At 67.6% G+C, this 17339-nt stretch carries 18 protein-coding genes; 8 read left to right on the forward strand and 10 right to left on the reverse strand.

The genetic code is table 11. The annotated features are described in order from the left end of the window. Positions 1-63: 63 nt before the first annotated feature. Complete coding sequence (locus ACFFGN_RS34120; RefSeq protein ID WP_380056714.1) at positions 64-930, reverse strand: LOG family protein; 867 nt, start codon at positions 928-930, stop codon at positions 64-66. Between the two features lie 82 nt (positions 931-1012). Then, complete coding sequence (dapE, locus tag ACFFGN_RS34125; RefSeq protein ID WP_380056717.1) at positions 1013-2071, reverse strand: succinyl-diaminopimelate desuccinylase; 1059 nt, start codon at positions 2069-2071, stop codon at positions 1013-1015. A 98-nt stretch (positions 2072-2169) separates the two neighbouring features. On the opposite strand from dapE, the gene ACFFGN_RS34130 reads away from it, so the two are divergent. Together ACFFGN_RS34130 and ACFFGN_RS34135 are read left to right on the forward strand one after the other, a co-directional pair. Then, entirely contained in the window at positions 2170-2910 is a 741-nt protein-coding gene (locus tag ACFFGN_RS34130; protein ID WP_380056720.1) for an SDR family NAD(P)-dependent oxidoreductase, read from the forward strand. Next, positions 2907-3617 carry a PIG-L deacetylase family protein gene (locus ACFFGN_RS34135; RefSeq protein WP_380056723.1) on the forward strand — a complete coding sequence of 237 codons (711 nt, stop codon included), beginning with the start codon at positions 2907-2909 and terminating at the stop codon, positions 3615-3617. The genes ACFFGN_RS34130 and ACFFGN_RS34135 overlap by 4 nt, the downstream gene beginning before the upstream one ends. On the opposite strand, the gene ACFFGN_RS34140 is transcribed toward ACFFGN_RS34135, so the two are convergent. After that, positions 3567-4514: a LysR family transcriptional regulator gene (locus tag ACFFGN_RS34140; RefSeq protein ID WP_380056726.1), complete on the reverse strand. Its 948-nt coding sequence runs from the start codon at positions 4512-4514 to the stop codon at positions 3567-3569. The genes ACFFGN_RS34135 and ACFFGN_RS34140 overlap by 51 nt on opposite strands. A gap of 85 nt (positions 4515-4599) precedes the next feature. Here ACFFGN_RS34140 and ACFFGN_RS34145 point away from each other — a divergent pair, with 85 nt between their 5' ends. Then, positions 4600-4947, forward strand: coding sequence for a DoxX family protein (locus ACFFGN_RS34145; RefSeq protein ID WP_380056729.1), 348 nt, complete (start codon positions 4600-4602; stop codon positions 4945-4947). On the opposite strand, the gene ACFFGN_RS34150 is transcribed toward ACFFGN_RS34145, so the two are convergent. The 4 genes from ACFFGN_RS34150 to ACFFGN_RS34165 all read right to left on the reverse strand — a co-directional run bounded on the left by ACFFGN_RS34150 (position 4944) and on the right by ACFFGN_RS34165 (position 10269). Further along, entirely contained in the window at positions 4944-6080 is a 1137-nt protein-coding gene (locus ACFFGN_RS34150; protein WP_380056732.1) for a mandelate racemase/muconate lactonizing enzyme family protein, read from the reverse strand. The genes ACFFGN_RS34145 and ACFFGN_RS34150 overlap by 4 nt on opposite strands. A gap of 3 nt (positions 6081-6083) precedes the next feature. Beyond that, on the reverse strand, positions 6084-8801 hold the full coding sequence (locus tag ACFFGN_RS34155; protein WP_380056735.1) for a DUF4082 domain-containing protein: 2718 nt from the start codon (positions 8799-8801) through the stop codon (positions 6084-6086). Positions 8802-8964: 163 nt separating this feature from the next. After that, entirely contained in the window at positions 8965-9663 is a 699-nt protein-coding gene (locus tag ACFFGN_RS34160) for a VOC family protein (RefSeq protein ID WP_380056738.1), read from the reverse strand. A 9-nt stretch (positions 9664-9672) separates the two neighbouring features. Further along, a complete protein-coding gene (locus ACFFGN_RS34165) occupies positions 9673-10269 on the reverse strand; it encodes a CGNR zinc finger domain-containing protein (RefSeq protein ID WP_380056741.1) in 597 nt (198 codons plus the stop codon). 95 nt (positions 10270-10364) lie between these two features. On the opposite strand from ACFFGN_RS34165, the gene ACFFGN_RS34170 reads away from it, so the two are divergent. Further along, on the forward strand, positions 10365-10967 hold the full coding sequence (locus ACFFGN_RS34170; RefSeq protein ID WP_380056744.1) for a maleylpyruvate isomerase family mycothiol-dependent enzyme: 603 nt from the start codon (positions 10365-10367) through the stop codon (positions 10965-10967). Between the two features lie 84 nt (positions 10968-11051). Next, positions 11052-12053, forward strand: coding sequence for a LacI family DNA-binding transcriptional regulator (locus tag ACFFGN_RS34175; RefSeq protein ID WP_380056747.1), 1002 nt, complete (start codon positions 11052-11054; stop codon positions 12051-12053). A 6-nt stretch (positions 12054-12059) separates the two neighbouring features. On the opposite strand, the gene ACFFGN_RS34180 is transcribed toward ACFFGN_RS34175, so the two are convergent. After that, positions 12060-12923 (reverse strand): nucleoside hydrolase, encoded by an 864-nt coding sequence (locus ACFFGN_RS34180; protein ID WP_380056750.1) that lies wholly within the window; start codon positions 12921-12923, stop codon positions 12060-12062. 56 nt (positions 12924-12979) lie between these two features. On the opposite strand from ACFFGN_RS34180, the gene dapD reads away from it, so the two are divergent. Further along, entirely contained in the window at positions 12980-13933 is a 954-nt protein-coding gene (gene dapD, locus ACFFGN_RS34185) for a 2,3,4,5-tetrahydropyridine-2,6-dicarboxylate N-succinyltransferase (protein WP_380056753.1), read from the forward strand. Between the two features lie 43 nt (positions 13934-13976). Then, the gene (locus ACFFGN_RS34190) at positions 13977-14948 is read left to right on the forward strand and encodes a VldE C-terminal domain-containing protein (protein WP_380056755.1); all 972 of its coding nucleotides are present in this window, start codon (positions 13977-13979) and stop codon (positions 14946-14948) included. 8 nt (positions 14949-14956) lie between these two features. On the opposite strand, the gene fdxA is transcribed toward ACFFGN_RS34190, so the two are convergent. Beyond that, a complete protein-coding gene (gene fdxA / locus ACFFGN_RS34195; RefSeq protein ID WP_328991640.1) occupies positions 14957-15283 on the reverse strand; it encodes a ferredoxin in 327 nt (108 codons plus the stop codon). A 129-nt stretch (positions 15284-15412) separates the two neighbouring features. On the opposite strand from fdxA, the gene ACFFGN_RS34200 reads away from it, so the two are divergent. Next, the gene (locus tag ACFFGN_RS34200) at positions 15413-16354 is read left to right on the forward strand and encodes a GNAT family N-acetyltransferase (protein WP_380056760.1); all 942 of its coding nucleotides are present in this window, start codon (positions 15413-15415) and stop codon (positions 16352-16354) included. A 52-nt stretch (positions 16355-16406) separates the two neighbouring features. Here the strand turns inward: ACFFGN_RS34200 and ACFFGN_RS34205 are convergent, their stop codons facing one another. Further along, positions 16407-16958 carry a hypothetical protein gene (locus ACFFGN_RS34205; protein WP_380056763.1) on the reverse strand — a complete coding sequence of 184 codons (552 nt, stop codon included), beginning with the start codon at positions 16956-16958 and terminating at the stop codon, positions 16407-16409. Positions 16959-17339: the final 381 nt, after the last annotated feature.

Here is a 17339-nt window from a genome sequence, read left to right on the forward strand (position 1 = left end):
CCGCACAACCGGCGCGGCCGAGAAGCTCGCCGAACGACCTCAGCGGCCCTGACGGACGGTGTTTCAGCTGCCGTCGGAGCCCAGCCGGTGGGCCTCGCGACGGGCTCTCGCCTCGGGGTTGTCGGCGTCGGCGACGTCCTGGGCGGCCTCGGCGGCGGCGGCCTCCGCGGCGGAGTCGGCCATCTCACCGGCCTTCACGATGTAGCTGATCGCCTCGTCGACGTCATCGGTCACCGTGAACATGTCCAGGTCCGGCGCGGAGATCTTGCCGTCGGCCAGCATCGTCTCGCGCAGCCAGTCGACCAGCCCGCCCCAGTACGACGTACCGAACAGCACCACCGGGAACGACGTGACCTTGCGGGTCTGCGCCAGCGTGAGCGCCTCGAACAACTCGTCCAGCGTGCCGAATCCGCCGGGCATCACCACAAAGCCCTGCGCGTACTTCACGAACATGGTCTTGCGGGTGAAGAAGTAGCGGAAGTTCATGCCGATGTCGACCCACTCGTTCAGGCCGTTCTCGAAGGGCAGTTCGATGCCCAGGCCGACCGAGATACCGCCCGCCTCGGAGGCACCCTTGTTCGCGGCCTCCATCACGCCCGGGCCGCCACCGGTGATCACCGCGTAGCCGGCGCCGACCAGCTTCTGGCCGACCTTCTCCGCCGCGGCGTACATCGGGTCGGTGGGCTTGGTACGCGCGGAGCCGAACACACTGATCGCCGGGCCGAGTTCCGCGAGCATGCCGAACCCCTCGACGAACTCCGACTGGATCCGCAGGACGCGCCACGGATCGGTGTGGACCCAGTCCGACGGCCCGCGGCTGTCCAGGAGGCGTTGCTCCGAGGTGGACTGCTGGACCTGGTTGCGCCGCATCACGACGGGCCCACGCTGCGATTGGGCCGGCCGGTCAGGGTGGATGGAGGGATCCGTCATAGTCCCAGGTTAGTCGCCCGCCCTGTCCGGGGCCTGGCGGGAAAGTGGCGTGGTGGCGAACTCCACCGTCCGACTCAGGACACTAGGCGGACAGCCAGGCGGTGAGCACTTCCTCGCAGCGCAGGATCTCGGCCTCGGGCACGAACTCCTTCTGCGTGTGCGCCAGCAGCGGATCCCCCGGACCGTAGTTGACCGCCGGTACGCCGAGCTCGGTGAAGCGGGCCACGTCGGTCCAGCCGAACTTCGGCATCGGCTTACCCCCGACGAGCTGCACGAACGCTGCCGCGGCAGGGCGATCCAGCCCGGGCATGCCGCCAGGCGCGGAGTCGCTGATGACCAAGTCGTACCCCTCGAACACCTCTCGCACGTGCGCCTCGGCCTCGGCAGCCGTCCGGTTCGGCGCGAAGCGGTAGTTGACCGACACCGTGCACAGATCCGGTACGACGTTGCCCGCGACGCCGCCGGAAATCGCGACCGCGTTCAGGCCTTCGCGGTACTCCAGGCCGTCGATGATCACCCGGCGCGGTTCGTACGCCGTCAGGCGCGCGAGTACGTCGCCCGCGGCGTGCACGGCGTTGACGCCCATCCAGCTGCGGGCGGTGTGCGCCCGCTCGCCGCGCAGGGTGATCTCGGCTCGCAGGGTTCCTTGGCAACCGGCCTCGACCACGGCGTTCGAGGGCTCCATCACGACGGCGAACACGCCTTCGAGCAGGTCCGGCCGGTTCGCGACCAGCTTGCCCAGGCCGTTGTGCTCCGCGGCGATCTCCTCGCCGTCGTAGAAGACAAAGGTGATGTCCCGGTTCGGCGCGGGCAGGTTGGCGGCCAGGCGCAGGCCGACGGCGACGCCGCCCTTCATATCGCAGGCGCCGAGCCCGTGGATCAGGCCGTCCGCACGCCGCGACGGCAGGTTGTCGTTCAGCGGCACGGTGTCGAGGTGGCCCGCCACCACGATGCGCTCGTCCCGGCCGAGGTCCGTGCGCGCGACCACGGTGTTGCCGAATCGCTCGACCTGGAGATGCGCGTACGCCCGCAGGGCGGTCTCGACCTCGTCCGCCAGCCGCTGCTCGTTCAGGCTGACCGACTCGATGTCGATCAACGCGGCGGCCAGATCCGGCCCGGGCACAGTCAGGTCGAGAGTCATGGCCGAAACCCTATCCGGGCCGGCCGAAACCCCATCCGGGCGGCTCGAACCCCTTTCAGGGCCGGGCGAAGACCCGGGATTCTGAAACTATCTCCAGTATGGGAGAACATCAACGGATCGCCGTCGTCACCGGCGCGGGTGGCGGTATCGGCGCGGCCTGCGCGATCGCGCTCGCGGGGCAGTACGACGTGACGTTGTGCGTGGACCGGGATATCGCGAGAGCCCAGGCGACCGCCCACGCCATCGGCCCGCGCGGCCTGGTCCTCCAGGCGGATGCGGGCGATCCCGAATTCGGTCCACTCGTCGCCGCGGAGGTCGCCCGGCACGGACGCACCGCCGTCGTCGTACACGCCCTCGCCTACGAGGAACACGCGTCGGCCACCGAGCTCACCCGGGAATCGATGATGCGCAGCCTCACCCTTGGTCCGGTGGCGGCGTTCTCCCTGTTCCAGGCGTGCGCAACGGATGGAGCCGCTTTGATCGCGATCGGCTCGTTGCACGAGCACGCGGCCTTCCGGAACTGCCTCGGCTACAACGCAGCCCACGGCGCACTAGGCCAGGTGGTTCGCAGCCTCGCGCACGAGTGGGCCCCGCGCGGCATTCGGGTCAACGCCGTCGTACCCGGGTGGATCGAAACCCCAGGCGAGCGAGACTTGTACGGCGCCGAGCACCTCGCGAAGGCCTCAGCCGGTCTGCCCTTCGGCAAGCTGGGAACGCCCGAACAAGTCGCGGAGGCCGTCGCCTTTGTGGCAGGCGCGTCGTACATGTCGGGCTCGTTCGTCACCGTTGATGGCGCCTTGTCGGTGTCGCTGGCGCGGCTGCCGGGTGAACCCCGATGAGGTACGTGTGCGTCTTCGCCCACCAAGATGACGAGATGCGCTGCCTCGGCACGTTGTTGCGGCTCCACGAGGCTGGACACGAGATCGCGTTCGTGGCCGTGACGAACGGCGACAAGGGCCTGCCGTATGCGCCTGACGAGGATGCCACCGCAGTACGCGACAAGGAGATGCGAACCGTCGCGCAGGCCTTCGACGCGGAGTACCTGTGCCTAGGTCGCGAGGACGGCTACACGTACGACGACCCGGAACTGCGGCGTGACCTGCTTGCGGCGATCCGGACCACCCGAGCCGACGTACTGCTCACGCACTGGACTACGGACTACAACGCGGACCACGTCGTCACGGCGAAGGCCGTCACGGATGCGGCGCTGTTCGCGAACCTGGCCTCGTTCGAGACCACGCCCGCGCCGCTGCCCGCCGTACCGCGGATCTGGTACGTCGCTCCCGGCCCGGGCTACGGCTTCGAGGCCACACACTTCGTCGAACTCGGCCCGGCGCACGCCGACCGCAAGGCTGAGCTGATCCGGTACCACCGCAGCCAGATGGATGTGATGCGGCAGTTGAGCGGCACCGACTACGCCGACCAGCTGGCCGACCTCGATCGCGTCACCGGCAACCGCCTGATGGCCGGCCCCACCGAAGCCTTCCGGCCCTGCCTAGCCGAACGCCGCATCCCCTGGCCCTCCGACCTCCCCGGCCGTCTCTGACGGATCCAGGCTCAGAACCGCTAGGCACACCTCAACGAAGTCCCGCACCACCGGATTGGCATCGTCCGCCACGGCCCAGGCTAGTGCCACCTGGCTCGGGCTAACACCGTCGACCGGCCGGTACGTCACCCCAGGGCGGGCATAGAACCGGGCGGCGGACTCCGGCGCCAGTGCGATGCCGTACCCGTTGGCGATCGCGCTGAGCCACTCGTCCGGCTGATCGGTCACAGCTCCGATTCGCACCTCTCGCCCGTCTCGCTCGTCCCGAGCCAGCCAGTAGTCCCGCCACGCGCCCGTTTCGGCTGGAGCCGCCACAACCGGCTCATCCCACAGGTCGCGAAACGAGATCCGCTCCTGGCCTGCCAACCGGTGCGCGGCGGGCAAGGCGACGTACCGGGGCTCGCTCAACAGCACCTCCACCCGGAACTTCTCCTGGCCCGGAAACGGCAAGCGCAGTAGAGCCACGTCCACCTCGCCCTCGACGAGTCCCGCGGCTGGAGTGGACCAGGAAGCCTGCCGCATCTCGATCCGCCAGCCTGGTCTGCGCTTCGTATAGGCCGCAACGATCGCCTGAGTTGCCTCATTCGCCGCACTGGCGATGAATCCAACGCGTAGTACGCGGGCAGCCCGGCTCGAGGCGGTCCGGGTCTCGCGGAGCGCCCGGTCCCACTCCGCCGTCACTACGGGCGCTCGTGCCGCAAGAGCTCTGCCAGCGTCCGTGAGAGTCATACCCGCCTTGGACCGGATAAAGAGCCTTACACCCAGTAGAGACTCCAGTTGCTTGATCTGCTTGGTCAAAGCCGGCTGCGACACGTACAGCCGTTCTGCGGCGCGGGTGACGCTGCCGTCTTCGGCGACGGCGCTGAAGTACCGCAACAGCCGGGTGTCCACATCCATGCCAGCAGGTTATAGATGCAGGTATTAGACGCCCGCGGAGGGTGAGCCGAGGCTAGAGGCCAGGACCGCCACTGAAGGGGAACGAATGTACGAGGCCTACCAGATCGTCGCTGTGCTTACGATTCTCGCCAACGCGGTGATCGCCATTCTCGACTTCTGCAAGGCCAACTTCGTCCTGCAGAACTCGGCCGCCGTGGACGTTCCAGAGTCGTGGATACCGTGGCTCGCCGCTCTCAAAGCCGCAGGCGCCACTGGGCTCCTACTCGGTCTGCTAGGTGTCCCCTACGTAGGCACAGCCGCAGCCGTCGGACTCGTCGTGTTCTTCATCGGGGCCGTGCTGACCCATATCCGGGCAAAAGCCATCAGCACTATCGGAGCACCGGTCGCGTACTTGGCGCTGGCAGTCGCGACTCTCACCCTTGGGCTCGTCTAGGCGATCCGATGTGCCTCGACCACGTTCTCGTCGACAGTGACGCCCAGGCCGGGTCCAGTCGGTACAAGGGCATAGCCGTCGACTAGTTGGAGGCCCGTCGCAAGAGTGGATGCGAGCGGCGCAGAGGACACGTTGTACTCCTGGAAGACCGGGCCCGGTAACCAAGCATTGACGTGCAAGGAGGCTGCAGTCAGCAACTGAGACGTCCAGGCGTGCGGGACCACCAGAGCGCCTCGAGCCAGTGCGAGCGGCGCGATGGTCTGGATCGCCGTGAAGCCGCCACACCGGGACAAGTCGGGCTGAACGACCGAGACACCCTCAGCCGCCAGTAGTTCCTCGAACTCCCCCACGCCACCTAGCTGTTCTCCCGTCGCCACACGTACGTTCGTGGCCCTACCGAGCGCAGCAAGGTCTCCCGGACGATCCGCGGGCAAAGGCTCTTCCACCCACTGCAGGCCGAATTCCGCCAACCCGTCGAGCACACGCCGTACGGCGGTCAGATCGCCCGGGAGATGCCCATCCACCATCAGGTGTACGTCGGGCCCGGCCTCGTCCCGAACCGCTGCAAGTAGTTCGCGGTCCCGCGCCGGGTTGATGCCCCAAGCGCCCCAGCCGAACTTGATCGCCCGAAACCCTCGATCCAGGTACGACCGGGTGGCCTTGCGCATCTCCTCGGGGGTTTCCCGGAACAACGTGCTGGCGTACGCGAGCACCCGGTCCCGACGGGCCCCGCCGAGCAGATCGTGCACAGGCCGTCCGGCCAGCCTGCCGGCGATATCCCACACCGCGAGGTCGATCCCACTCATCGCATGCAAGGCGGGACCACGGCGGCCGTGGTACCAGGAGTGCCGGTACATCCGTTCCCACAGGGCCGAGCGGTTCCAGACGCTCTGCCCGACCACGGCGTCGCGTAGTCCGGCGCAGAACTCCGGGATCTGCGTCCGGGCGTTGACCAGCGCCTGCACGATCCACGGATGCGAGTCGACGTCCGCGTAACCGGTGACACCCGCATCCGTGCTGACCTTGATCAGACTGCTGTATCGCGGCCCGGCCATCTCTCCGTCGTCGAGGCGGGTGCCGTATTCCACCTGCCCATCGAGTACCAGCGCCTCGACCTCGGTGATGACGGTCATCGGTCAATCCTTGTCGAACAGGACATCCGCGAAGTAGTTCGTCCGGTTGTACGACTCCGTGGGGAAACCACCCTCGCCGATCCGGAAGACGCTGTCTTGCCCACGTAGTGCCCCGTTCTGCTTGGTAGTGGCGAAGGCGCCGGCAGTAGCGCCGTAGATGCCGTTCGGCGTGTTGTACGAGGCAACGTACGTCGTACCGGGGGTTAGTCGCACCGGAGTGGCCAGACGGACCTCGTGCCAGCCGTAGGCCCTCTCGCCGGTAAAGGTGGCTTGCGCGAGCAGAGCGCCCGTAGCCGACCAGAGCTTGCCAACGTGCGTACCGGTGTCGCCTTCCGCCTTGTAGAAGCGCAGACCCACGATCACCCCGGCCGAGACCACTTGGAACTTCATCCCCAGCTCCAGCGTGTGCACGTCGTCCTGACGGATGGCGGGCACGTCGGCGTTGTCCCACACTGTGTGGACGTCCGGCTCGAACACCACGTCTGTCCAGTAGTTGGTGGCTCGGAAGGATTCCGTGGGCATACCAGCGCCCTGGCCGAAAACGCCCATCGATCCGTGCAGTACGCCGTTGTGCGCTTCGCGCCCGGCGAAGTAGTCGTAGTTGTAGCCGTAGGTCCCGTTCGGGGACTTCCTGGAGGCGGTGTAAGTCGTGTTGGCGCTGATACGAACGGGAGTGCCGAAACGCAGTTCCTGCCATCCGGCCGGGCTCTCGTTCGTAAAGGTGCCTGTGGCAAGTACTGCGCCAGCCGGGCTCCACAAGGTGCCGGTATGGGTTGCTGTGTCCTTGGGACCCTTGAAGAAACGAATGCCGCGCACCAGGCCGTCCCGGTCGCTACGGAACTTCACGCCCAGTTCGACGGCCCCTGCCTGGGTGTAGCTCTCCACCGCCGGTCCAGCCTCGTCAGGCCAGATCGACCGCGGGTAGTCGGTAGAAGGCGCCTTAGCGGCCTGGAAGCTCCAGGACCGCGGTGCCATCGCCCGCCCGGAGGTGTCCTTGGCAACCAGCCGTACGTCGATGGTCGCGTCGTACGGCCAGGGCTGGGACGGCGTGAAGGTGGCGGTTTTGGTCGCGGCGTCGTACCGGGTGGTGCCGGGCGTCGGCGCCTGGTTGCGACTCACGCCGAGCTGGATCGACGCCGGGTCCACGTCATCGTAGAACCGCACACTGATCACCCGGTGTGGCCAGACGCTGGTGGCACCGGCTACTGGGGAGATGGAGTGCTGCAACGCCGGGAAGCCGGGCGCGCGACCGAGCTGACGGATCAACGGCTCGAACCCCTCGTACGTCGCGGCAGGCTTCGGCGATCCCCACAGCACTTGCGAGAACGCCCGGAACGGCTCCACCAGCCGGTACGCCTGGTATTCCTCCTCCTCGACGTCCGGCAACGTCCAGAGGCTGATCTTCGCGCCGAGCAGGGCTGGGTTGTTCTCGGCCACCGCTTGCCCGTTGGCGAACAGCCCGACCCGGAAGCTCTCGTAGATCGGCTTGGGCTCCGGCCGGCGGGTACCCGGGTCGTAGTACAGGTAGTCGCCGTTGGAGTTCGACAGCTTGTAGCCTTCGTCGGCCAGTTGCTGCGGCGTCTTCCGGTTGGGCCAGTGCACCCAGTGCTCGACGACGATGTCCTTACTGATCGGCCGAGTGCCCTGAACCAGCAAGCCGTCGTTCCAGACCCGCATCGTCTTACCACCGGCGCGGACGGACGCGTTGACGTCGTTGATGAACCCGTAGAACAGGTCCGGCGGCACGGCCGACGCGCCGTACAACGCCTTGGCCCGTTGGCCGAGCTGCGGAAACAGGTCGTACCGCACGTCGAAGTTCGGCGGTACGAAGTCGACGAGGTACTCGTCGGAACCGAGATGCCAGTACGGCGTATCGAACTCCGCGGTGAGCCCGGTCACGATGCCCTTCGCGTAGTCCCAGGCCGCCTGGTTGCTGAGATCGAGGGCGTCCGCGCGGCCCGGTAGGGCGTAGTTCTCGTGTCCCACCAGGAGTTTGGTCATGTGACCCGGCATGTTCGACTGCGGAATGACCGTGATGTTGTACCGCGCGGCCTCGGCGGCGATGTCCTTCATCAGCGCCAGTGGCGTCGTGTCGTAGCCGACGTACAGCCAGAGCATGTTGAGCTTCAGGTAGGACATCTCGCGGATCTGACCGGACCACCAGGCTCGGCTGTAGGTCTTCGGCGCGTTGGCGACCAGGAAACCCCGCTCGGCGAAGCGTGGCCAGTCGCGCGCGAGCCCGGCCGGGACCTGCGTGCCGTTGCGCAACCACTGCAGCACCGTGCGAGTGCCGTTGAAGATGCCCTTGCGGCTACCGCGGATCTCGATCGCGGATCCCACCTGGATCTCGTACCCCTCGGCGCCCAGGCCGGGAATCGACGCGAGCTTCAGGCGAATGTCGCCCGCGTTCGCGACGGGCGCGGCCTCGACCACAACTGTCGTGGTACGCCCGAAACTGCGCAGGTCGGCGCTGAATACCTCGCCGGTTACCTGGAGCTCGGCGGCCGCGGCGGAGTCGATCCGGATCCGCGCGTCGGCGCCGAGGCTGAACGAACCGGTCGCGGCGGCCGTCCAGCTCTGCAACGCCGGGATCGTCGGCGGCGGCGCCGCGTTCACCGCGGCAGGCGTCGCGAAGGCCGAGCCGGCCTGACCGGTCAGCAAACCGGCGGCAACCACGCCCCCGGACAGCGAGAGGAAGTGCCTACGGGCGATCTCCGGCATCGGATCTCCAAAAGTGGACGGATGCTATCTTCAGTATTTCGAAAACGTTTCCTCATATACGAGGATACGGGGGCAGGCCGAAGCGGAGCAAGAGCCCGCGGCCGCCTTTCGACGTACGTCGACGATCGCGGTCACTTCGGCTCAGGCGGCCGGGCGGATCGGGTCAGGCGACGCCTTCACCCTCGGCCGGACGGGGCAGGAACACGCAGAACTCGTTACCCTCGGGATCGGCGCAGACATGCCAGCCGATCTCGTCGTCCTTGGCCCGCAGCAGCGTCGCACCGGCGTCGAGCACCGGCCGCAGTTCGTCGGCCGAGACGTCCCAGTGGATCCGGTTCTTGATCGTCTTCGGCTCGGGCACCGGCACAAAAACCCAATAACTGAACGGCAGACCCGGCACGTTCTCCAGCCAGTGGTACGGCACGTCCGGCTTGGTCTTGACGTCGCCGCCGACCACGCCGGCCCACCAGCGCGCCTGCGCCTCCGGATCGGCCGAGTCGACCACCAGCTCCATCAGCTTGTACGACGGCACGCTCTCGCGAACGAACCCACAGAACTCGCCCCCTTCGGGATCGGCCAGCACCGCCCACTGCTGCTCGTCGCTGATCGGGCTGAGCACCTTGGCACCGAGCTTCTCCAGCGCCTCGATCGAGGACGTGACCACGTCCAGGTGGACCCGCTGCTTGACCGTTCGGACCTCGGGCACCCGGTTGATCCAGACCGTCTTCTCCGGCCGATCACCGATCAGCACCTCGGGATTGTCCGCCGGCGAGGTGAGCCCGAGCAGGTGACCCCAGAAATCGGTCATCGCCAACGGACAGGTCACGTCGACGCACAGGTCCTTGAAGCGGGCTACCGTCATCCGATCAGGCTAACCGTGGTGCTTGCGGTAGTAGCGGTTCACGCGTTCGCGATTTCCGCAGGTGGGCGAGCACCAGGTTTGCCGCGGGTCCTCCTGCAGGAAGTACTTCACGCAGCGAGCCGCCGGACAGGCCCGCAACCGCGCACGCTCGGGTCCAGCCAGGAAGTCGATACCCGAACGCCCCAGCACCGCGATCCATCGGTCGAGCGGATCGTCGAGATCTTCGCGCGGTTCCCACCGGAGCACCGGCTCATTGCCCTCCCAGCCCAGCAGTGGCCCGCGCAATCCCACTGCCGCCTGGTTCAACTCGTTGACCGCCCGCGCCGGCTCCATCAGGCGGTGCGCGTCGGCCCGGCTCGGCGGCGCCGGACTCACAACCTCGGCGAACAGCGAACGGACCGCCTGCCGCACCGCGACAATCCGCCCGACCGCTTCGTCGTCCACCTCGAAACCAGGCAGCGGCCCGATCACTTCCGCCGCCTGGGACTGGTTGGCCGCGATCCAGGCATCAACCTTCGCGGGCGTATCGAGCTCGTCGAGCACACCACCATGGCCGTCATGCCGAATGGTGGCGGCCAGGCTGAAGGCCAGGATCCCCGTGCTCACGATTGATCAGTCTAATGCGAAAACACCTTGCTGGCGTAAGGGCGGAACGGTTACGGTCTAACGGCAGATTCCGTTACTGATATTAGGAGCCAGCCGTGCGTGTTCCTGTCGAAGCCGTACGCCGATCGGTTGATCGCCTGCACGAAGTGCTCGGCCAGCTGGACGAGCACGCTGTCCGCGGCGCGTCCGCGCTGCCCGGTTGGACCCGCGGTCACGTGCTGACCCACCTCTCGGACTTCAGCCGGGCGATGACCCGGCAAGCCGAGTACGCCCTGGCCGGCAAGACCATCGAGGTGTACGACGGCGGCCGGTCCGGGCGCGATGCCGGGATCGAGGCGGGCGCGGGCCGACCCGTCGACGTCCTGGTGAAGGCCGTTCGCACCGACACGGCCGACCTGTTGCGCGTCTGGGAGCAGGTGGGTCCGGACGATTGGGCCAGGCCGGTGGCCTACCGCGACGGCGACCTGCTCGGTACGGCGTACTGCGCGTGGCGGGAGTTCGAGATCCACCTGACCGATTTGGATGTCGGCCCGTCCCCGGACGAGTGGACGGACGAATTCCGCCTGCACCTGCTCGATTTCCTCGGCCCGCGGATCCCGGCCGGCGTACAACTCGAACTGCAGCCGGCCGACGCTGCCTGGCTGGCGGGACGCACCGCACCCCGGCCGGATTATCCCGAGCTGCTGCCCTGGCCCTGAGCTCCTGGGGAACCGCACCTTGGCCATGTCCGCCAGCGTGAGATTCTGGATGCCGACCGATCCGGACCGAGCGCGGGAGTGACCATGACGACGATCTACGACGTGGCGCGTAGATCGGGCGTTTCGCCCGCGACCGTCTCCCGCGTGCTCAGTGGCCGCCGCAACGTCGATCCGGCCCTGGCGGAGAAGGTCCAGGCCGCCGTGGCCGAACTCGGCTACCGCCCGAACGGCGTCGCCCGGAACCTGCGCCGCTCCAGCACCAATCTGTGGGCCGCGGTGATCTCCGATATCGAGAATCCGTTCTTCACCTCGCTCGTGCGCGGGCTGGAAGATGTCGCCCAGACCGAGGGCTACCACGTTGTGCTCTGCAACAGCGACGAAGACCCGGCCAAGGAGGCGGCGTACGCCTCGGCCGTGCTGACCGAGCAGATGGCCGGGGTGGTGATCTCCCCGAGCAGTACGGCCGACGGCGTGCTTCAGTTGCATGAGGCAAAGACCCCGATGGTGCTGATCGACCGCAAGGTGGCGGGCGTCGAGGCGGACAGCGTGCTGGTGGACAACGAGCACGGCGCCACGGAGGCCGTTCGCCACCTGCTCGACGGCGGTTATCGGCGGATCGCCTGCATCACCGGACCGCCCCAGGTCAGTACGGCGATGGACCGGCTGGCGGGCTATCGCGCGGCCCTGAGCGGCGCGGGCGTGAGTTACGACGCGGACCTGGTCCGGCACGCCGATTTCCGTGAGGCGGGCGGTTTCGCCGCGATGGCCAGTCTGCTCGGGCTGGCGGAACCACCCGAGGCACTCTTCGTCACGAACAACCTGATGACCGTCGGCGCCCTCGAATGCCTGGCCGAGCGGGGTCTGCGCGCGCCGGACGATATCGCCGTGGTCGGTTTCGACGACCTGCCCTGGGCGAACCTCGTCGTCCCGCCACTGACCACCGTCGCTCAGCCGACGTACGAGCTGGGCCGCCGCGCGGGCGTCCTGCTCCGCGAGCGCATCGCCGATCCCAGCCGTCCCCCGTCGACCGTCATCCTGCCCACCGAACTCAACATCCGCGCCACCTCAACCCCACGAACCCGCTGACGCCGGTCAGACCGTGCATGCGGCGGTGATGCGGGTGATGAGGGCGCGGGTGACGCGGAGCGGGTCCAGATCGGTGACGATGCGGTGCGGGCCGTCCGGGTCGGGCTTGAAGCCGGTGAGACCTGCGTCGGGACCGCCGGGAACCACCGTGATGTGTCCGGTCTGGAAGACGAAGAGATCGGGTTCCACCAGCATCAGCGCGGCCGCCGGATCGTGGGGCACGTTGTGGCTTTCGCCGCGGAAGTCCCAGTACTGGCGCATTTCGGCGGCGAGCAGTTCACCCAGACCACCCGCGGCAGCGAGTTGCTCGGCCAAGGGCAGGCCGAAACGCAGCCGCCGGGTCTGATCCAGGCCGATGATCGTGACGGGCTGGCCCGAACCGAACACCACCACGGCCGAATCGACGTCGCAGCGGATGTTGTGCTCGACCTTGCCGTCGACGAACTCGCCGCCCATCAGGACCAGCTGCTTGGGCACGCAGTCGTCCCGCTCCAGGGCCGCGGCCACATTGGTCAACGGGCCGATGGCCAGCACCGTGCCCGCGGCCGCGAGGACCCGGGCGGCATCGTACGACGCGCTGACCTGTTCGCGATGCAGGTCGTCCAGCAGCGCGCCTTCGTGGCCGGGCCAGTAGACCTCCCGGCCGGATCGGGGTGTGCCGAGACCGGGCACGATCGGCCCGACCGAACGGCCCGCGATCGCGGCCACCCGGCTGGCCATCTTGGCCCGGTGCAGCACATCGCCGTACACCGTGGTGATGCCGTCGAGCCGCAGCTCCGGTGATCCGAGCAGCAGCGCCAGCGCGAGTACATCGTCGACGTCGGTACCCAGATCCGTGTCCAGCACGAGCGGTTGAGCCAGTTGAGCCATCAGGTAGCCTCCACCGGGATTCTACTGTCGACCACCCATCTGGCAGGCTTTCCGGCATGACTGACAACCTCCCGCTCGAGCAGCACTCCCGCGCGTGGGGCTTCGGCCTCGCCACCGTGACCCAGAGCGGCGCGGTTCTCGACGTCTGGTACCCCGCACCCGAGCTCGGTGAGGCGCCCGCCGACGCGAAGGCCCCGGCCGAGCTGGTGGCCGCCGAGGGCAAGGACGAGCTGCGCCAGGTCCGCCGCGAGGTGGTACAGACGGTCATCACCTTGGGCGAGGCCCCCGCCGGTACGGCCGACGCCTACCTGCGCCTGCACCTGCTCTCGCACCGCCTGGTCCGGCCGCACGGCCTGAACCTGGACGGCATCTTCGGCGCCCTGCCGAACAACGCCTGGACTTCGCACGGCCCGGTTCCGGTCGACGAGCTGGAGCAGGTCCGGCTGCGGGCCCGCGCCGCCGGACTGCACCTGTCCGTGACGAGCGTGGACAAGTTCCCGCGGATGACCGACTACGTCGTACCGGGCGGGGTGCGGATCGCCGACGCGGACCGGGTCCGGCTCGGCGCGCACCTGGCCGAGGGCACCACCGTGATGCACGAGGGCTTCGTGAACTTCAACGCCGGCACCCTCGGTACGTCGATGGTGGAGGGCCGCATCGTCGCCGGGGTCGTCGTCGGCGACGGCAGCGACATCGGCGCGGGCGCCTCGATCATGGGCACGCTGTCGGGTGGCGGTAAGCAGGTCATCTCGATCGGCGAGCGCTGCCTGCTCGGCGCCAACGGGGGCACCGGGATCTCGCTGGGCGACGACTGCGTGGTCGAGGCCGGCCTCTACGTCACCGCGGGTACCAAGGTCACGCTGCCCGACGGCAACGTCGTGAAGGCCCGCGAGCTATCGGGTCAGCCCGGCCTGCTGTTCATCCGCAACTCGGTGACGGGCGCGGTCGAGGCCAAACCACGCAAGGGTCAGGGCATCACCCTGAATGAGGCCCTGCACGCCAACGCATGAAGGAACCCTGGTACGCCGTCCGCACGTTGAGCGAGGTATGCCGATGAACGGACGCCACGTCCTCGTGGTCACCGGACTGCTCACCGTGACGGCCGTCGCCGCCGCGGGCGCGATGGCCTGGCTCGGTAGCGAGGGCATCGGTCCGGTGCCGCTACGCGAACAGTGCCTGGCCAAGTCCGCCTCGGCCGAGGTCGAGCTGGACCTGGACCAGGCCCGGAACGCTGCCGTCATCGCGGGTATCGCGACCCGGCGCGGACTGCCGGTCCGGGCCGTCACGATCGCGCTCGCCACGGCGTACCAGGAATCCGATCTGCGCAACCTCAACCACGGCGACCGCGACTCCCTCGGGCTGTTCCAGCAACGCCCCTCACAGGGCTGGGGTACGGCGGCCCAGGTGCGCGATCCGCACTACGCGGCCGGCAAGTTCTACGACGCCCTGGTGAAGATCAAGAACTACGAGAAGCTCGCCATCACCGTCGCCGCCGACAAGGTTCAGCGCAGCGCCTTCCCGAACGCGTACGCGGACCACGCGGACGACGCGGCGGTGATCTCGGCGGCCCTGACCGGGCAGACGCCGGCGGCGTTCAGCTGCGTCGTACGGCACAGTGGATATGCGCCGGAGCAGCTCGGCGCCAACGGGCTGACCCCGCGCGCGGAGGCCGTGCGCAAGAACTTGATCGAGACCTTCGGCAAGGTACCGACCGGCGGCTTCGCGGCCGGCGGCGTGCGGACCGGCCACATGGAGGGCTCGGCGCACTACGAGGGCCGGGCGGTCGACGTGTTCGTCCGCCCGATCAACACGGCGAACACCCGCAAGGGGTGGGCCTACGCGAACTATCTAGTGGCACACGCGGAGCAACTGGGCATCACCACGGTGATCTTCAGCGACCGGATCTGGACTTCCGGTACCCGTTCCAGCGCCGGCTGGCGGGACTACAAAGCACCGCAGCGTGCCGGAAACACCGACACGCTGCGGCACTTGGACCACGTGCACGTGGACGTGGCCGAGGACTGAGCTACTGCTTACTCGTCGTGTTCCTGCGGCGGCAGGGCGGCGACGAACGGGTGGTCCTTGTCGATCTTGCCCATCTTGGACGCGCCACCGGGGCTGCCGAGATCGTTGAAGAAGTCGACGTTCGCGGTGTAGAAGTCCTTCCACTGCTCCGGGGTGTCGTCCTCGTAGTAGATGGCCTCCACCGGGCAGACCGGCTCGCACGCACCGCAGTCGACACACTCGTCCGGGTGGATGTAGAGCATCCGGTTGCCCTCGTAGATGCAGTCGACGGGACACTCTTCGACGCAGGCGAGGTCCTTGAGGTCAACACACGGCTGCGCGATGACGTAGGTCACTGGTACTCCTCCTATGGCCAGCGATCGCACGGGTTCGGACGGCGATCGCGGGTACAGCTGTCACTGGGGTGGTGCTGACACTCTTAGTATCACGGTAATACTCACCCCACTCTGCCAGGAGTCCGTATCGTGTCAGGCCTCTCCGCCCGTGATATCGGCCACCGTGTCGTGGTCCGCTATCGCCTTCCGGAGCCCATCAACGGCCACCACCTCACGGACGTGCTCGGCGTCCTGCAGGCCTACGACGCCCGCCAACTCGTCGTACGGCGCTCAGACGCCTCCCTGCAGGCGGTTCCGCTGGACGCGGTACAGGCCGCCAAGCCGATCCAGCCGATCCCCCTGCGCAAGGTCGATCGCGAACAGATCCTGCTCGCCACCGGCCTGAATCGTCCAGCCATCGAGACGGTCCAGCTCGGCGAGTGGTTGCTCCGGGCATCCGGTGGCTGGACCGGCCGCGGTAACTCCCTACTGCCGTACGGCGACCCGGGTCTGCCGCTCGAGAAGGCCCTTGCCGAGGTGGCCGACTTCTACCGCGTCCGGGACCTCCCGCCGCTGGCGCTGACGGTCCTCGGCAGCCCGCTGGAGGAAGTACTGCGCGCCGAAGGCTGGGTGGAGGCCCGGCCCGAGCAATCCGACGTACTGCTGCTGCACACGTCGATCGACCTGGTGAACGCCGATCCCGGCGTTGAGATCGTCATCGACGACAAGCCCAGCGAGCCGTGGTACGACGCCACTGCCGAGGGCGTTCCCCCGGTCGGCCGGAAGATGCTCGAAGGGGCTGCGCCACCGGTGGCGTTCGCCTCGATCCGCGTCGACGGCCAGATCGCCGCCGTCGGCCGTGGCGCGCTCACCGGGCACTGGCTCGGCGTCGACGCGATCCACGTCCGCGAGCCCTATCGCCGCCGCGGCCTGGCCACCGCCATGCTGCGAGGCCTCGCCCGCTGGGCCGGCCCCCTCGGCGGACGCCGCACCTACCTAGAGGTCCTGGAGGACAACCAGCCCGCCATGGCCACCTACACCACCCTCGGCTACACCGAGGCCTACCGCTACCGCTACAAAACCCTCCCCTAACACCACTCGAGGTGCCAGGGGCGGTCGCACGGACGGCCGTCAGTCGGCGGTATCAGCCTTCTTGGCAGTACTGAGTTGTCTTATCTCCTGGCGCACACAGCGTGACCCCAAATGGGATCGTCATTTCCTCCTCCGAGTCACCGGATTTGTACTTCACCAGGATCGACTCTGCCGAAGCCGTAGCCTGCTGAGTCCGAACGAACTGGAACCCCAGCTCCGTCAGATGCTGCGAGGAATCCGGCGCCGGCGGGTCGTCCTTTCCGCGGCAGGGCGTGCTGACGGCCGGGGGTTTCGAGGCGTCGAACTTCAGGGTTTCCAAAGTGCCTAGCGCCGCCCCGGTTCGAACCGGTTCTTTAGCTGTGGGTGCGGGCCTGGTCGCCACCCGGGTGATCTGAAGTCCACCAGAACCACCGGACGGTTCAGCCGACTCAATGACGATCGGGGCCGCGCCGGGCTTCGCGCCGATGATGCAGACAAAGTTGGCTCCGAACGTGTACGGCTTGCCATGTGGAACATTCGGGATAGTGGCGCCGGCTGCCTCTCCGTCACCTTGCTGAGTGAGTTCACCACTACCACTGGCAGAACAAGCGGTGAGCAGCAACACCAAGGCCGCTGCGCAAACCGGAGCTATAGAGGGCCACCCGCCCCGCCAGCCCCAAGTGGACTGACGAGACAGGGTGACATGTTTGGTTACAATCACGGATTAGCCTGTGCCTCTGCTGAGTCGGCCCAGCCTCGCTGGGAGCTGCCACAGATCTTCTCAGGTCTCTTCAACGTCCAGCTAATCGTCGACTCGCTGTTCCAGCCAGACTGAGCCGAGACACTGATCGGACCGATGTCGACACCGGTGGCCATGGTCTTGTTCTTCCCCCTGACCTTGTAATAGGTGCCGCCACTGTAACTAGCGCAATTTAGCTGGTAGTTCCAGTGAACTTGACCCGTTTTGGCGGACATCCCGGATCAGGAGCGGTTGCTCCGGAAGGAT

Origin of the sequence: Kribbella deserti (assembly GCF_042434725.1) — a bacterium.
In the GTDB taxonomy this organism is placed as follows: Bacteria; Actinomycetota; Actinomycetes; order Propionibacteriales; family Kribbellaceae; genus Kribbella; species Kribbella deserti.

Coding starts and splice junctions, on each gene's coding strand:
- ACFFGN_RS34130 (WP_380056720.1), top strand. CDS start 2,170: ATGGGAGAACATCAACGGATCGCCGTCGTCACCGGCGCGGGTGGCGGT.
- dapE (WP_380056717.1), bottom strand. CDS start 2,071: ATGACTCTCGACCTGACTGTGCCCGGGCCGGATCTGGCCGCCGCGTTG.
- ACFFGN_RS34140 (WP_380056726.1), bottom strand. CDS start 4,514: ATGGATGTGGACACCCGGCTGTTGCGGTACTTCAGCGCCGTCGCCGAA.
- ACFFGN_RS34150 (WP_380056732.1), bottom strand. CDS start 6,080: ATGACCGTCATCACCGAGGTCGAGGCGCTGGTACTCGATGGGCAGGTG.
- ACFFGN_RS34135 (WP_380056723.1), top strand. CDS start 2,907: ATGAGGTACGTGTGCGTCTTCGCCCACCAAGATGACGAGATGCGCTGC.
- ACFFGN_RS34180 (WP_380056750.1), bottom strand. CDS start 12,923: ATGGCTCAACTGGCTCAACCGCTCGTGCTGGACACGGATCTGGGTACC.
- dapD (WP_380056753.1), top strand. CDS start 12,980: ATGACTGACAACCTCCCGCTCGAGCAGCACTCCCGCGCGTGGGGCTTC.
- ACFFGN_RS34190 (WP_380056755.1), top strand. CDS start 13,977: ATGAACGGACGCCACGTCCTCGTGGTCACCGGACTGCTCACCGTGACG.
- ACFFGN_RS34120 (WP_380056714.1), bottom strand. CDS start 930: ATGACGGATCCCTCCATCCACCCTGACCGGCCGGCCCAATCGCAGCGT.
- ACFFGN_RS34145 (WP_380056729.1), top strand. CDS start 4,600: ATGTACGAGGCCTACCAGATCGTCGCTGTGCTTACGATTCTCGCCAAC.
- ACFFGN_RS34160 (WP_380056738.1), bottom strand. CDS start 9,663: ATGACGGTAGCCCGCTTCAAGGACCTGTGCGTCGACGTGACCTGTCCG.
- ACFFGN_RS34155 (WP_380056735.1), bottom strand. CDS start 8,801: ATGCCGGAGATCGCCCGTAGGCACTTCCTCTCGCTGTCCGGGGGCGTG.
- ACFFGN_RS34175 (WP_380056747.1), top strand. CDS start 11,052: ATGACGACGATCTACGACGTGGCGCGTAGATCGGGCGTTTCGCCCGCG.